Source organism: Flavitalea plasmicola, from assembly GCF_030546645.1.
Taxonomy (GTDB): Bacteria; Bacteroidota; Bacteroidia; order Chitinophagales; family Chitinophagaceae; genus Puia.
This window is the reverse complement of sequence record NZ_JAUOTO010000008.1, coordinates 67,070-79,800: the sequence shown is the minus strand read 5'-3', so window position 1 is coordinate 79,800 and position 12,731 is coordinate 67,070. Positions and strand designations below refer to the sequence as shown.

The window sequence follows — 12,731 nt, the reverse complement described above, 5'->3', positions numbered from 1 at the left end:
TCTTCACCATCCGACATGAATAAGCTTACCAGTATCAAAGTTCGTATTGCTAAAACATGGAAAGTATTGGGGCCGGGTATGATCACGGGAGCCAGCGATGATGATCCATCCGGCATTGCAACCTATTCGCAGGCGGGAGCCGGATTTGGATTGAGCACGCTCTGGACGGCGTTGCTCACCTATCCACTAATGGCATCCATTCAGGAGATGTGCGCCCGGATCGGCATTGTCACCTGTAAGGGATTGAGCGGTGTATTGCGCGAACATTATCCTAAAAAATTAGGCGTTGCGATGATGGTGTTCAGCTTTCCGGCCATCGTGCTCAACATTGGGGCGGACATAGAAGGAATGGGGGCCGTGGCGCATATGCTGTTACCGGCGGTGCCGGTGTTTGCTTTCGAGATATTTTTCACCGGCCTGATCCTGTTTTGTGTCATTCGGTGGCCTTACCAGCGACTGGCGGGGATATTGAAATGGCTTTGCCTGGTGCTGCTGTTATACCTGGTGATCCCTTTCCTGGTGCATGTGAAATGGGGAGAGGTACTAAGGCATACGGTGATACCCACCATCCGTATGGACAGGGGTTTTTTCGAGATCCTGGTCGCCATCCTGGGCACGACCATCTCCCCCTATCTGTTCTTCTGGCAGGCCACCATGGAAGCGGAGGATCTCAACAATGCCCGTTCCCACAGGAAAGTGGTGATCGACCGGAAATTCATGGTGAAAATGGAAAAGGACGTTTATTCAGGGATGTTGTTCTCCAATGTAGTGATGTTCTTCATCATCCTGACGACGGGGGTGGTGCTGTTCAACGCGGGACATCGCCGGATCGATACCGTGGAGCAGGCGGCCAGCGCGCTGGAACCATTGGCGGGAAAGATGGCCTATGCGCTTTTTGCGATAGGAGTGATAGGCACAGGGTTTTTAGCTATTCCGGTCCTGGGCGGCTCTCTTTCCTACATCGTGACGGAGACTTTCAACTGGCGGCAGGGATTGGATAAGAAATTCAACCAGGCGCCAGGCTTTTATGTGACGCTGGCGCTTTCCCTGGTGGCGGGGCTATGCCTGGACTTTCTGAACATCAGCCCGATACAGGCCCTGTTGTATACGGCGATCTTATACGGCCTGACATCGCCCGTGATGATCGCGCTGGTGATGCATATATGTAACAACCCAAAGATCATGGGTGCGGAGGTCAACAAGCGGGGGTCGAACATATTGGGCGGACTGGCGCTGGTGCTGATGACCTTATCCGCCATAGCCTTGGTGTGGTTTCAGTTCAAGTGACTTAATAGAAAATATTCCCCCTTGCTATTTGTCCCTTTTCTTAAAAAATCCTCTCAAGAGCCAGCTATGTTGCACGGCTTCGAGATCGTCGGCCAGCTCTTTGCTGGATACACGTAAGTTTTTTATGGTGCGTTGAAGATTGTCGGCCGTCTCCTGGTCATTCAGGAGCAGACCGATCGGCTTACCGGGATCGCTGAGGCTTTTGTCGATCCCCTCTCCGGTGCGCTGCATCTGCAGCGCGAAGGCGGATGCGGTATTGGCAGCTTCATTCAATTTTGCCACAGTGGCTTTTAGGTTAAAGAAGACCGTTGTATCGGTGACGAGTTGATCGGCCAGTGTTCCCGGTCTGCGAAGATCGGCCGTATAATGCTGCAAATTGCGTATGATCTTTTCGCTGCCTTCCGATGCCGCCTGTAAGCTGCCGATGGACGCTTTTAATCCATTGCCCAGGGAGGGATCATTGATCAGCTGTCCGAGCGTGCCTTCGCCGGCAGCCAGCTTTTTACTGATGGTTTTCAGATTACCCGTGATCTCCAGCAGATTGGCATTGCTGGCCTGCAGGGTGGCCATCATTTCGGACGTACTGCCCTGGTGCTGTCCCCTGAGACTATCGCCTTCTGCTATCAGGGGAGCGGTAGGCGTGCCGCCGTCGATGACCAGGATCTTGTTGCCCACGAGCCCGTCCGTGGTAACGCGTGCGGTGGCATCCTTATGGATATGTGACCGCGCCTCTTTTTCCACATTGAGGGTCACTTCTATTCCGGAGCCCGCATCGAAAGCCACTTTTTTCACTGTACCGACCTTTATGCCGGAAAGCCATACATTGTTGCCTGCCTGCAATCCCTGGGCATCTTCAAACACGGCTTCGAGGCGAAAGGTTTTCACGAAAGCTTTCCGCTGGCCTCCAATGGTGAATATGCCGATGACGAGGATGGCTAGTCCGGTGAAGATGAAGGCGCCTACGGCCATCTGTTTCTTATTGTTCTGCTCGCTCATGATCCTGCTATAAAATTGTAATTATAAAAGTTTTTGACCTTGGGGTCATCTGTATCGAATACTTCCTCGAAGCTGCCTTGTCGTAGAAATTGTCCTTCCGACAGCATGACCAGCCGGTCGCCTGTTGCCTTTGCGCAGGTGAGGTCATGGGTGATGATGACGGAACTGGTATGGTAGCGCTCCTGCACTTCATTGATGAGGTCGTTGATCTCCACGCTGGTGACGGGGTCCAGACCGGCCGTTGGTTCGTCGTAGAGCATGATCTCCGGCTGGAGGATCAGCGTCCGGGCAATGCCAATCCTTTTACGCTGTCCGCCCGACAATTCGGAAGGCATCTGGTAAAGGGTCTGTGAGAGACCGACGTCATCCAGCACCTTGGCAATGGCGGCATCGATCTGGCTGTGGCTGAGGTGCCGCTTGTTTCGCACCAGGGGGAATTCCAGGTTGGCGCGTACATCCATGCCGTCATAGAGTGCGCTGTTCTGGAAAGAGAACCCGATCCGTGTGCGCAGCGCCTGCAATTCTTTCGTATTCAGACGGGCAATGTCCCTGCCCAGGACGCTGACAGTGCCTGCATCGGGTTTGAGCAGACCCGCCATGATCTTTATGAGGACCGATTTGCCACTGCCCGACCGGCCCAGCACTACCAGATTCTCTCCATGGTATACGTCCAGGTCCACCCCTTTAAGCACCTGCATGTTCCCAAATCCTTTCTTCAGGCCCCGGATGGAAATGACGGGACGGCTGCGATCGATGGGCGTGCTGATTGTCTTTGCCATACTGTTAGCCATGTTTGAAATAGTTAACCAATTGGACAATGATCATTTCCTCTATAAAGATCAGGAACATAGATACAACGACGGCGGTATTCGCGGCCCGTCCTACTCCCACTGTGCCCTGGTCGGCATTGTAGCCGTTGAAACAACCTGCCACCCCGATGGTGAAGCCGTAGACGGCGGATTTCAGCAGCAGGACCCACACGTCCAGGAAAGTGATCTTCATAAATGCCGACTGAAAAAAAGACGTGAAGCTGGTTTGCTCATTGTGATGCACATTCATGTAGGCGCCCATGAGCCCTACAAAGCCCATATAGATGGCCAGGACGGGCACAATGGCGGTTGTGGCGAGTATGCGGCTGGCTACCAGGAACTTAAATGGATTGGTTGAAGATACTTCCATGGCGTCGATCTGCTCGGTGACCTTCATTGACCCCAGTTCCGCCCCTATATTGGAGCCCACCTTGCCGGCAATGATCAGGGCCGTCACCAGAGGGGCCAGTGCCCGGATCAGGGCTATGGCTATCAGGGAAGGCAGCCATGAGGCAGCCCCAAATTCTGCGAGGGAGGAACGGGACTGTTTGGTAAATACCACCCCGGTGATAAAGCCTGTGAGCGTGATGATGGAGAGGGAACGGATGCCTACCTGGAAGAATTGATTAATGATCTCTTTGTATTCGTAGGGCGGGAGGAGAACTTCCCTGAAAAAACGCGTGATAAACTGCCAGATCGCATATACACGAAGGAAGAACCGGCCGAAGTTCATGTTCAGGTGTTTGTTTAGATAATAAGGGTGAAAATTATATGCCATAAATTTCAAAGCTTTCCATGGGGTATGTTTTCCTCATAAAAAATTGTATATGAGACATTCTGTAGTATTTTTCGTTCTCGTTCACACCTTGTTGGCCGCCAGCGGGCAACGGGGGCTTCATCCCATCGCCTGGCAATACAGCGCCCGCAAAGTTGCCGACAAGACCTACGAAGTGCATTTAACCGCCCAGCTGCAAACCGGATGGCACGCTTATTCCCAAAAGCAACCGGAGGACGCGGTTGCCCAGCCGACAGAGATCAGGTTTAAGCCCAATCCCCTGGTGGGTCTTATGGGGAAGATCAGGGAAATAGGAGCCATGGAAAAATGGAAGGATGAAGCATCCGGCATCCAGGCTAATCAATATGCCAACCAGGTGGATTTTGTCCAGGTAGTCAAGGTAAAAGGGAATGTCAGGACCAGCGTTAGCGGATCCCTTACCTACCAGGTGTGCACCAATGAGATGTGTCTGCCGCCAAAGACGGACAATTTTGTAGTGCAGCTGGGGGAATAGAAAAAAAGTTGGCGGTGTGAAATCTAATTCAGGCTGTTTGTCGTATATAAACTACAAGCGCATAGTAAAAAGTAGGTTTTAAGTTTGTATAGTCTTCATAGGCAGTTAGGTTTGGTAAATCAGGGATGTTTTCATCCCTGTTTTTATTTTTTGATACAGGGAAACTCCTAAAAAAGAGAAAAATTTCCGGAATTGGGATTGAATATAGGGCCGAAATATGTGTAAGTTATTGGCTTTTAATAAAAAAGGATTTGGTACACGCATTGGAACGTATATACAAATCCGTTTTTATGAAATACAAAGTATTCACGAACCCCTCCAAGATCCTGCTGATGCTGTTTATCCTGACAGCTCCTGCCGTGCTGGTAGCAGGTGAGAACGAAATCAGTACCCGGACATTCGGCGACTATCATTCCGCCGACCTTATCAGGAAATTCATTCATTATAAAGTCTCCGCCGAAGCAGTGTGCGCACGTGCCGCCGAGCTGGCAAAGGCGGAAGCGGCCAGGGCTGAGGCAGAAGTTGCCAAAGCTGCAGCGTCCAGACGGGTGATGCGCATGGCTGCCATGAAGGCAGAATACAAGATAGTGATGAATACGGCCCTTGGCATGTATGATATGATGGATCTGGAGAACGAGGACCTGAGCCTCAAGGCATTTGAGTATGCCTGGTTGGGTTACCACCATCTTCTGAAACAGGGGAAATTGCAGAAGACGGACCTGCTGACCATTTGTGATTTCAGTCAGTCTTCCAGTAAGGAAAGGATGTATGTCATTGATGTACGCAATAAAAAGATCCTGTATAAAACTTTCGTCGCCCATGGGATCAATTCCGGAGAAGAATATGCCAGCTCATTCTCCAATCAGGAAGAGTCCTGCAAAAGCAGCCTGGGCTTTTATGTCACCCGCAAGACCTATCAGGGCGTGAATGGTTTGTCCCTTCGGATCGAAGGCCTTGACAAGGGGTTCAATGACAATGCTTATAAACGCAGCATCGTCATTCATGGCGCTCCTTATGTAAGCTTACGGATCCTGCATAAGTATGGAGTGATGGGAACCACTTTCGGCTGCCCTGCCATTCCCAGCGAAGTGAGCGATGAGATCATTCCCCTGGTGAAGAATGGGAGCTGTTTTTTCATCTACTATCCTTCCAAAAAATATCTTTCACAGTCCACGGTGCTGAATAATTTTTAAATACTTTGTTTTTCATAATAGAACGGACCGCCCCTCTCCAGGGGCGTTTTTTTTGTAACTTTCCGGAACATGGAAATACAATAATATGAGCCAACCATCCATCAGGACCATCATTACGGGCGCTACCGGCATGGTAGGCGAAGGGGTATTACATGTGTGTCTGCGGCGGCCGGATGTAAGCGCTATACTCCTGATCAACAGGAAGCCTTCGGGTGTCAGCCATCCCAAGGTCACTGAGATCGTCCATCCGGATCTTTTCAATCTCGCTGCCATCGAGCACCGGCTCGCAGGTTATAACGCCTGTTTTTTCTGCCTGGGCGTCAGCTCAGTCGGAATGAATGCGGAGCAGTACTTTCAAACCACGTATACCCTGACGATGCAGATGGGAGAAACGCTTAGCAGACGAAACCCTGACATGAGTTTTTGCTACGTTTCGGGGGCCGGCACCGACAGCGGCGAAAAGGGAAGGATTCGTTGGGCGCGGGTGAAGGGGAAGACGGAAAATGATCTTATGCGCCTTCCTTTCCGGCAGGTGTTTGCCTTTAGACCCGGATTTATCAAGCCGATCCCGGGACTGGCGAGAACGCACAGCATTTATAAATACACCCAATGGTTATTCCCGCTGGGGAGAGCGCTGTATCCTTCGGGCTTTTGCACCCTGCAGGAGCTGGCGTTGGCCATGATCCGGGTGGTAAAGCAGGGGTATGAACGGAAAATTATCGAAGGGAAGGACATCATCCGGCTGGCGGCCATGGAGGGATCATGATTTCCCGTTAAGGGCATAAGTTTTGTATCTCCAAACAAAAAATGAAAGCGATGTCTGCAAAATTTCCTGTGCGCGCCACCGTGACCGCGCTATTCTCCGCAGCGCCCGAGCGCGTTTTCGATGCTTTTCTCGATACGCGGATGGTCGGCCGGTTCATGTTCGGCCCGGGAGTGCGCGACGAAGCCATCGTAAGTCTTACCAACGATCCGCGGACAGGGGGGACATTTTCTTATATCGTTCGCCGGCAGGAAAAAGCGTTCGATCATTTTGGTGAGTACATCGAGATCGAGCGTCCCCGTCGTCTGGTGTTCAGTTGGACGGTCCGTCAGGACCCGGCTGGCAGCGAGTCCCGGATCGTCATTGAAATAGCGCCCATCATCGATGGGTGCGAGGTGACGTTGACCCACGAGATGCCGTCGGGCCAGGAAAATTTTATCGAGCAGGCCAGAATAGCGTGGGGAAAAATGCTTGACAAGCTTACGGAAGTACTGGATGATGTCTAATGGGAAACAGCGCCGGACCCGATCACCGTCCAGTCGTCATTGCCATGTCCTTTTTTTATCCAGCGGTCCATTTCATCGGCTATGGCTGGTATTACAACCAGCGGTATTCCTTTCTGCTGCGCCGCCTGTATGAAGAGTCCGGTATCTTTCCGTGCCATGTTCAATTCCCAGGACGGCTTGTCGTAAGCGCCGCTGGTCATTCTTTTAAGCCGGGCCGGCAGCATGGCGCCGGGATTCCAGGCATCAAACAGGGTGGAAAGGTCGCTGACAGGGATATCCATTGCTTTAGCCAGTGCCAGCGTGTCTGCGATACCTGCTGTGAAAGCCACCAGAAAACAGTTGCCGGTGAGCTTCATGCCTGCGGCCTTCCCCTCTTCCGGTCCGAAATTGAGAAGCTTGCCTGTCATTTTGGATAATTCAGGTTCCAGTTTGCTGATCAGCGCCTGTTCGCCGGAGACCAGCATATAACCGGTGCTGTCCAGTGCATTTTGAGGGCCCATGAATACGGGGGCATGCAAATAGGTAAATCCTTTCTCCTTCCACGCGTTTGTCCTTTGAATGGCGCCCGGTACGGAAGTGGTGGTATGATCTATAATGATGGCGCGGGGCTTAAGGCCGGGGGTGGCCATTGCCAGCACTTCGTCCACTGTTGCGTCATCTTTCAGCGTGAGGTGGATGGTATCTGCATCCTTTACCGCGTCAGAGACATTCGCGAAGGCTTTGGCGCCGTACTGCTCTAATGCCATAGCTTTTGATGCGGTCCTGTTCCATACATTGACCCTGTTTCCTTTATTGATCATAGCCCTGACGAAGTTGGATCCCAGGAGCCCCATGCCTAAGAATGCTACCATGACTTTTTTTTGACTAAGTTAAGATGTTTAACTTTATAGGCTATGAAGATCTTAGTCACGGGCAGTGCCGGTCACCTCGGCGAAGCCATCATTCGTACATTGCAGGACAGTGATCATACCGTCGTCGGCCTGGACATCTTACGTTCAGAATACACCAGCAGGGTGGGGACCATCGCCGACCGGACTTTTGTCAAAAGCTGTATCGCGGGCGTAGAAGTAGTCCTTCATACGGCGACATTGCACAAACCTCATGTGGGCACACATCGAAAGCAGGATTTTGTCGACACGAATATCACGGGGACCCTCAACTTACTGGAAGAAGCGGTAATGGCGGGGGTGAGTTCGTTTGTATTTACCAGCACCACCAGCACTTTCGGTGATGCGCTGGTGCCTTCCCGCGGAGAGCCCGCAGCCTGGATCACAGAGGATGTCGCTCCCATTCCCAAGAATATTTACGGTGTGACGAAGATCGCGGCGGAAGATCTTTGTGCTTTGTTCTATCGCAATCATCGCTTGCCTTGTCTGGTACTGAGAACATCGCGTTTTTTTCCGGAGGAAGATGACAGGAAAGAGGTGCGGCAGCATTATGAGGATGCAAATGCCAAGGTCAATGAGTTCTTGTACAGGAGGGTTGACCTGGCGGATGTCGTCAGCGCCCACCTGGCTGCCATGGAAAAAGCGCCGTCAATCGGCTGGGGTAAATATATTATCAGCGCTACAACACCATTTGAGCGGGAGGATCTGGCTGAGCTGCGCACGCAGGCGCCTGGGGTCCTGCGACGCCGCGTAGCCGGCTATGAGGCGGAATACGCCCGCCGCGGATGGAAGATGTTCCCTGGCATAGACCGGGTATATGTCAACGACCGTGCGCGGAATGAGCTGGGTTGGACTCCGCGATATGATTTCGGTCATGTCCTTTCCAGTCTACGGACCGGTGAGGACTTCCGCAGTCCCCTGGCGCGTATGATAGGGGCGAAGGGCTATCACGACGCGACATTTGCCGAAGGTCCGTACCCGCTGGAGGGAGCCTGATCTCATTTGAACGGGATCTCCGTTCTGCCGATGCCGGTGGTGGTACCGACCGTGACGTCGATGGTAACCCCTGTAACTTTTGCGGCCAGGGGCGAGGAAAGAAAAACAGCGACATTAGCGATATCCTCCATCAGCGGAAGCTTTTTCAGCATGGTGTCATTTTCCATTTTTTGCAGAATGGGTTTAACCAGGTCAGGCTTATTGACGATGGCTTCCACGAATGGCCGCGAATCCGGCGAGCCGGCTGAGCGGATGTTGACGGCCCTTACACCATACGGGCCGACCTCGGAAGCCAGGTTCCGGGAAAAGCCCTCGATGGCGCAGCATGCGGGGCCGAAGCCGCCTGTCAGCGGGTAGGCGATGCCGCCCGGTGTAGCGGTCAGGGACAGGATCACGCCGGATCTTTGCCGGATCATGATCCTGGCGGCGGCAGCAGCCGTCAGGAAATGAGTGGTCATGGCATCAGTGACGGGATGAACGAAATCGTGCAGATCCATTTCCGTCAAAGGAATGTTCTGGACATTGGAAATTCCAATCAGATTGAATGCAATATCAATGGAGCCGGCCGCTGCTGATACGATTGCCATATGTTCATTGACGGAAGTTTCATTCATAGCGTCCACTTCCGCTGCGACGGCTCTGCCGCCAGTGCGGTTGATATCGTCTTTGACTTTTCGGAGAGAGGCCAAATTGCGTCCCGCAAGGAAGATATTGGCTCCTTCCCGGGCCATAGCGCGTGCGACGGAACCAGCAAGGGACATCCCTCCACCGTAAATAATCGCATTTTTGTTTTTTAATAGCATGGATTGATTTGTTTTTGTAAACATACGGGGATCGCATGTCACCATCGGTGCGTGAAAAAGACAAACCGGAGGGGTATTCAGGACAACATTTCAGCCCCTGTCCAGACTGGCTATCTGGACCTTATAGGCGGCGGGCAATAGCAATGCTTTGATAAGCTTGTCGAATTTCAGGATCCTAAACACTTTGTAAGCAAGCAGGACAGGGTATAGGATTGTCAAAGAGGGAAGGGACAGGAGCTTGCGAACCTTTGCGGGCGCCACCATGGCCTGTGCCTGTAAAAGAATATAATACCGAATGGCGCCCAGGTGCCGCTTATACTGACGGTAAAGGTCCTCCGTAAAAGTGCTGCGGAGCAGATTGGGTTGCAGGTACGCTGACCGCATGATCAGCCATCGCTCATAGTCCGGGGGAAGGCGCTTTAGTCCCATACGAGATCCGACGCGGTGAAATACGTCGAAGATCTCCATTTTTTCGGCGATGTTCAGTTTGCGTCCCATCAATTCCGCAGACCGGATGGAATAATCGATGAGCATAAATAATACGTCGAGGTAAGCGACATCGGGTATTTTATCACCCCGGCTTGCTTCGACTGCCTTGTGAATGGCAGTGATCCTGTCGATGGCTGCAAGGGCCTCTTCGTGCCCGGAGAAAACGATCTGCTGCGCATACTGTACGGTGGAGAACAGTCTTCCCAGAGGATCGGCGGGCAACCGGCCGGTGTAATAAAGCCAGTCGACTGCCTTATTTAAAGGAAATTCGGCAGCGGCGCCGGCGAAGATCAGCAGCACGGTGTCGGCATTGCCCCAGATCTTCCTGACAATGGAATCATTATTTACAAACGGGCTGCTCATGGTAGAAGGGTTTCGTGATGCGGCTTCTTTCCAGGAGGATGACCGATGCGATCCCCAAGGTATAGGAAAGGATGTCCGTTCAGGTGAAATAGTCTCCCAGCATGATACGGGGTATGGAATGATACGGGAGATGCAGGCGGTCCGCCAGTCTGAAATACTGGAGCGTTTCGATCAGATAGGCGAACAGGAGCACTGCCAGGCCAGTGGCCAGGACAGGCGTATTTAAAAAGCTTCTAACCAGGCAATACAGGAGGATCACGACCAGGAAATCTCCCCCGTAAGGGCGGATGATGCTGTCGTGCAGGCAGGAGCCAATGAAGATCTCTGCTCCCAGAAGGAGGAGGGCGAGCAGGAAATAACGAAGGTTGAACCGCAGCATGGTTTTAAATTAAAAGCACTTTGAATTACAAAGTAAAAGAAAAATAGCCGGATTGTCAAGCACGGTGCAAAAATTAACCTTTTGACGGGCCGTAGCCATAAATATTCCTCCAGTTATAAGTGACGCTATGGTCGAGCTCGCTGCTGCCGTCATCCACATGCAGGGAGGAGGGATCTACCAGCATGTTATGTTGTTCCATTGCCAGCTTCATATTGTTGTAATGATAATTGGCGCCTTCTCTTTCCAGGTCTGCCCGGTCTTTGTTCAGTCTGCGGAGCATTTGCTCGGTGCTGCGCATGGGGTAATGCCGAAGATTGAAATAGTAGGGGAGTTTTTTGCCCTCTATGGGATTGTGGTTGAATAACCTGATATTCGTATTTGCGGCCCGCCAGCTTCTGATACGAGGGGCACAATCGGGGAAGAGGCAATAGTGTCTTATACGATCCAAAGGAGAGATGATCGACGGGTCGTCGTCTGCGGTGAACCAGAAATTGAAGTTATTGAACTGAATGTAATCATATCCTTCTTCGTAGACTTTAGCGATCCACTGGTCATATTTCGCCGATCTGTCCGGACCTTCGAGTATCTCGTCCTGGTCGGGCCATGATATCCAGTCATATTGGTGGGTGTAAGCGGTGATAAGATGTTCGGACATGGCCTGGTACAGGCGGTAGAAATCGAATGAGCGGGGGATCAGCCTGCGTTCCATCAGATAAGGCTTGTATTTGTCCAATATGGCGGACGTTCCATCGTCCGAGCCGTGGTCCCAAACGACCAGGTCATGATCATTGTCCAGTAAATGGCGGATGGCATCCTCAAGGATGTCTGCGTCATTGTAGCAGAGTAAAACGCCTAAAAGCCTGGGTCTAATCATGTAATAAAGATACGATTGGTGTATATTCAATGGTTATTGTTATTTTGAAATAACCAGCTAATGACACACGATCTGATATTGCAGCATGTTGGAAAGCACGTCTCCCTTGAAAAGGAAGAGGCTGCTTATTTTATTTCCCTGTTACAGGAGGTGAAAGTGCCCAAAAAGGGGCTCGTCTTAAAAGAGGGGCAGCTGTGTAAAACCATCAGTTTTGTGAACGCGGGCGCCTTGCGGGCTTATCATATCAATAAGGAGGGAAAGGAAACAACGGTGATGTTCGCCCTCCCGGATTGGTGGATAACTGACATGTTTTGTTTCATCCATCTGCGGCCTGCGATCCTTAATATCGAGGCGATCGAGTCCAGCAGCATATTCCAGTTAAAGAAAGATGACCTGGATACGCTTTATCTGAAGGTGCCGAAATTCGAGCGGTTTTTCAGGATACTTATGCAAAATGCCTATATCCGGGAGCAGCTGAGAATGATAGAGAAACTGTCGCTCCCGGCGGAGGAACGATACATTCATTTCCTGGACAAATATCCTTTGATTGCGGAAAAGATCACGCAGAAGCAAATAGCATCTTATCTGGGTATAACTCCTGAGTTTTTAAGCACGATCAGGGCAAACAGGGCCAAAAGGATAATTTCTTAAACTATATTAAGCCCTTTTCCTGCCTGATGCATTTCCTTTGTGAAAAAATGTAAGATCATGCTCATTCTGATTGCTGGTCCCTATCGCAGCGGGACAAATGACGATCCCCGGCTTATGCAGGAAAACCTGCGCAGGCTGGAGTCAGTGGCATTGCCTTTGTTCCGGCTGGGACATATTCCCATGATCGGGGAATGGGTTGCGTTGCCCTTGCTCCATCTTGCCGGCTTCCAAAAGCCCGGGGATGCGGCGTATGAAGAAATTTTATACCCGGTGGCGCACCGGCTGCTGGAAAAATGTGATGCGGTGTTCCGGATGGAAGGTACTTCCAAAGGGGCGGATGAAGATGTGAGAATTGCCAGGGAAAGGGGATTGAAGGTGTATCACCGGCTGGAAGAAGTCCCTGAGGCGTAAGGCGCTCTTTACCAAATGTGAAACATAAGTATATT

General features: G+C 51.5%; 16 protein-coding genes. 8 read left to right on the top strand and 8 right to left on the bottom strand.

The window, feature by feature from the left end; genetic code table 11:
- Window positions 1-15 precede the first annotated feature (15 nt).
- Window positions 16-1,287: an NRAMP family divalent metal transporter gene (locus Q4E93_RS28315; RefSeq protein WP_303591125.1), complete on the top strand. Its 1,272-nt coding sequence runs from the start codon at window positions 16-18 to the stop codon at window positions 1,285-1,287.
- A 24-nt stretch (window positions 1,288-1,311) separates the two neighbouring features.
- On the opposite strand, the gene Q4E93_RS28310 is transcribed toward Q4E93_RS28315, so the two are convergent.
- Genes Q4E93_RS28310 through Q4E93_RS28300 form a run of 3 tightly spaced genes read right to left on the bottom strand, consistent with a single transcriptional unit; the run spans window position 1,312 to window position 3,870 of the window.
- A complete protein-coding gene (locus Q4E93_RS28310; RefSeq protein WP_303591124.1) occupies window positions 1,312-2,283 on the bottom strand; it encodes an MlaD family protein in 972 nt (323 codons plus the stop codon).
- Window positions 2,280-3,062, bottom strand: a complete 783-nt coding sequence (locus Q4E93_RS28305; protein ID WP_303591122.1) for an ABC transporter ATP-binding protein — start codon at window positions 3,060-3,062, stop codon at window positions 2,280-2,282. Before Q4E93_RS28305 ends, Q4E93_RS28310 begins: the two co-directional genes overlap by 4 nt.
- Window positions 3,063-3,066: 4 nt before the next feature.
- Window positions 3,067-3,870: an MlaE family ABC transporter permease gene (locus tag Q4E93_RS28300; protein ID WP_303591121.1), complete on the bottom strand. Its 804-nt coding sequence runs from the start codon at window positions 3,868-3,870 to the stop codon at window positions 3,067-3,069.
- Between the two features lie 49 nt (window positions 3,871-3,919).
- Here Q4E93_RS28300 and Q4E93_RS28295 point away from each other — a divergent pair, with 49 nt between their 5' ends.
- From Q4E93_RS28295 to Q4E93_RS28280, 4 genes are all read left to right on the top strand, one after another.
- A complete protein-coding gene (locus Q4E93_RS28295; protein WP_303591120.1) occupies window positions 3,920-4,381 on the top strand; it encodes a protein-disulfide reductase DsbD domain-containing protein in 462 nt (153 codons plus the stop codon).
- Window positions 4,382-4,671: 290 nt separating this feature from the next.
- Window positions 4,672-5,574 (top strand): murein L,D-transpeptidase catalytic domain family protein, encoded by a 903-nt coding sequence (locus Q4E93_RS28290; RefSeq protein ID WP_303591119.1) that lies wholly within the window; start codon window positions 4,672-4,674, stop codon window positions 5,572-5,574.
- Between the two features lie 85 nt (window positions 5,575-5,659).
- The gene (locus tag Q4E93_RS28285; RefSeq protein ID WP_303591118.1) at window positions 5,660-6,340 is read left to right on the top strand and encodes an NAD-dependent epimerase/dehydratase family protein; all 681 of its coding nucleotides are present in this window, start codon (window positions 5,660-5,662) and stop codon (window positions 6,338-6,340) included.
- A 50-nt stretch (window positions 6,341-6,390) separates the two neighbouring features.
- Window positions 6,391-6,843, top strand: coding sequence for an SRPBCC family protein (locus Q4E93_RS28280; RefSeq protein WP_303591117.1), 453 nt, complete (start codon window positions 6,391-6,393; stop codon window positions 6,841-6,843).
- On the opposite strand, the gene Q4E93_RS28275 is transcribed toward Q4E93_RS28280, so the two are convergent.
- Window positions 6,840-7,694: an NAD(P)-dependent oxidoreductase gene (locus Q4E93_RS28275; protein ID WP_303591115.1), complete on the bottom strand. Its 855-nt coding sequence runs from the start codon at window positions 7,692-7,694 to the stop codon at window positions 6,840-6,842. The genes Q4E93_RS28280 and Q4E93_RS28275 overlap by 4 nt on opposite strands.
- Window positions 7,695-7,736: 42 nt before the next feature.
- Here Q4E93_RS28275 and Q4E93_RS28270 point away from each other — a divergent pair, with 42 nt between their 5' ends.
- Window positions 7,737-8,726 (top strand): NAD-dependent epimerase/dehydratase family protein, encoded by a 990-nt coding sequence (locus tag Q4E93_RS28270; RefSeq protein ID WP_303591114.1) that lies wholly within the window; start codon window positions 7,737-7,739, stop codon window positions 8,724-8,726.
- 2 nt (window positions 8,727-8,728) lie between these two features.
- Here the strand turns inward: Q4E93_RS28270 and Q4E93_RS28265 are convergent, their stop codons facing one another.
- The 4 genes from Q4E93_RS28265 to Q4E93_RS28250 form a co-directional block, all read right to left on the bottom strand.
- Window positions 8,729-9,529, bottom strand: a complete 801-nt coding sequence (locus Q4E93_RS28265) for an SDR family NAD(P)-dependent oxidoreductase (RefSeq protein ID WP_303591112.1) — start codon at window positions 9,527-9,529, stop codon at window positions 8,729-8,731.
- A gap of 90 nt (window positions 9,530-9,619) precedes the next feature.
- Window positions 9,620-10,381 carry an oxygenase MpaB family protein gene (locus Q4E93_RS28260; RefSeq protein WP_303591110.1) on the bottom strand — a complete coding sequence of 254 codons (762 nt, stop codon included), beginning with the start codon at window positions 10,379-10,381 and terminating at the stop codon, window positions 9,620-9,622.
- Window positions 10,382-10,460: 79 nt separating this feature from the next.
- On the bottom strand, window positions 10,461-10,760 hold the full coding sequence (locus tag Q4E93_RS28255; RefSeq protein ID WP_303591108.1) for a ribosomal maturation YjgA family protein: 300 nt from the start codon (window positions 10,758-10,760) through the stop codon (window positions 10,461-10,463).
- 73 nt (window positions 10,761-10,833) lie between these two features.
- Window positions 10,834-11,634, bottom strand: a complete 801-nt coding sequence (locus tag Q4E93_RS28250; protein ID WP_303591106.1) for a glycosyltransferase — start codon at window positions 11,632-11,634, stop codon at window positions 10,834-10,836.
- A 60-nt stretch (window positions 11,635-11,694) separates the two neighbouring features.
- On the opposite strand from Q4E93_RS28250, the gene Q4E93_RS28245 reads away from it, so the two are divergent.
- Both Q4E93_RS28245 and Q4E93_RS28240 read left to right on the top strand, forming a co-directional pair.
- A complete protein-coding gene (locus Q4E93_RS28245; RefSeq protein WP_303591104.1) occupies window positions 11,695-12,285 on the top strand; it encodes a Crp/Fnr family transcriptional regulator in 591 nt (196 codons plus the stop codon).
- 57 nt (window positions 12,286-12,342) lie between these two features.
- Window positions 12,343-12,696: a hypothetical protein gene (locus Q4E93_RS28240; RefSeq protein ID WP_303591103.1), complete on the top strand. Its 354-nt coding sequence runs from the start codon at window positions 12,343-12,345 to the stop codon at window positions 12,694-12,696.
- The last annotated feature ends 35 nt before the right edge of the window (window positions 12,697-12,731 follow it).

Excerpts from the sequence above, each read along its gene's own strand:
- Q4E93_RS28315 (WP_303591125.1), top strand. The coding sequence starts at position 16 with ATGAATAAGCTTACCAGTATCAAAGTTCGTATTGCTAAAACATGGAAA.
- Q4E93_RS28310 (WP_303591124.1), bottom strand. The coding sequence starts at position 2,283 with ATGAGCGAGCAGAACAATAAGAAACAGATGGCCGTAGGCGCCTTCATC.
- Q4E93_RS28305 (WP_303591122.1), bottom strand. The coding sequence starts at position 3,062 with ATGGCAAAGACAATCAGCACGCCCATCGATCGCAGCCGTCCCGTCATT.
- Q4E93_RS28300 (WP_303591121.1), bottom strand. The coding sequence starts at position 3,870 with ATGGCATATAATTTTCACCCTTATTATCTAAACAAACACCTGAACATG.
- Q4E93_RS28295 (WP_303591120.1), top strand. The coding sequence starts at position 3,920 with ATGAGACATTCTGTAGTATTTTTCGTTCTCGTTCACACCTTGTTGGCC.
- Q4E93_RS28290 (WP_303591119.1), top strand. The coding sequence starts at position 4,672 with ATGAAATACAAAGTATTCACGAACCCCTCCAAGATCCTGCTGATGCTG.
- Q4E93_RS28285 (WP_303591118.1), top strand. The coding sequence starts at position 5,660 with ATGAGCCAACCATCCATCAGGACCATCATTACGGGCGCTACCGGCATG.
- Q4E93_RS28280 (WP_303591117.1), top strand. The coding sequence starts at position 6,391 with ATGTCTGCAAAATTTCCTGTGCGCGCCACCGTGACCGCGCTATTCTCC.
- Q4E93_RS28275 (WP_303591115.1), bottom strand. The coding sequence starts at position 7,694 with ATGGTAGCATTCTTAGGCATGGGGCTCCTGGGATCCAACTTCGTCAGG.
- Q4E93_RS28270 (WP_303591114.1), top strand. The coding sequence starts at position 7,737 with ATGAAGATCTTAGTCACGGGCAGTGCCGGTCACCTCGGCGAAGCCATC.
- Q4E93_RS28265 (WP_303591112.1), bottom strand. The coding sequence starts at position 9,529 with ATGCTATTAAAAAACAAAAATGCGATTATTTACGGTGGAGGGATGTCC.
- Q4E93_RS28260 (WP_303591110.1), bottom strand. The coding sequence starts at position 10,381 with ATGAGCAGCCCGTTTGTAAATAATGATTCCATTGTCAGGAAGATCTGG.
- Q4E93_RS28255 (WP_303591108.1), bottom strand. The coding sequence starts at position 10,760 with ATGCTGCGGTTCAACCTTCGTTATTTCCTGCTCGCCCTCCTCCTTCTG.
- Q4E93_RS28250 (WP_303591106.1), bottom strand. The coding sequence starts at position 11,634 with ATGATTAGACCCAGGCTTTTAGGCGTTTTACTCTGCTACAATGACGCA.
- Q4E93_RS28245 (WP_303591104.1), top strand. The coding sequence starts at position 11,695 with ATGACACACGATCTGATATTGCAGCATGTTGGAAAGCACGTCTCCCTT.
- Q4E93_RS28240 (WP_303591103.1), top strand. The coding sequence starts at position 12,343 with ATGCTCATTCTGATTGCTGGTCCCTATCGCAGCGGGACAAATGACGAT.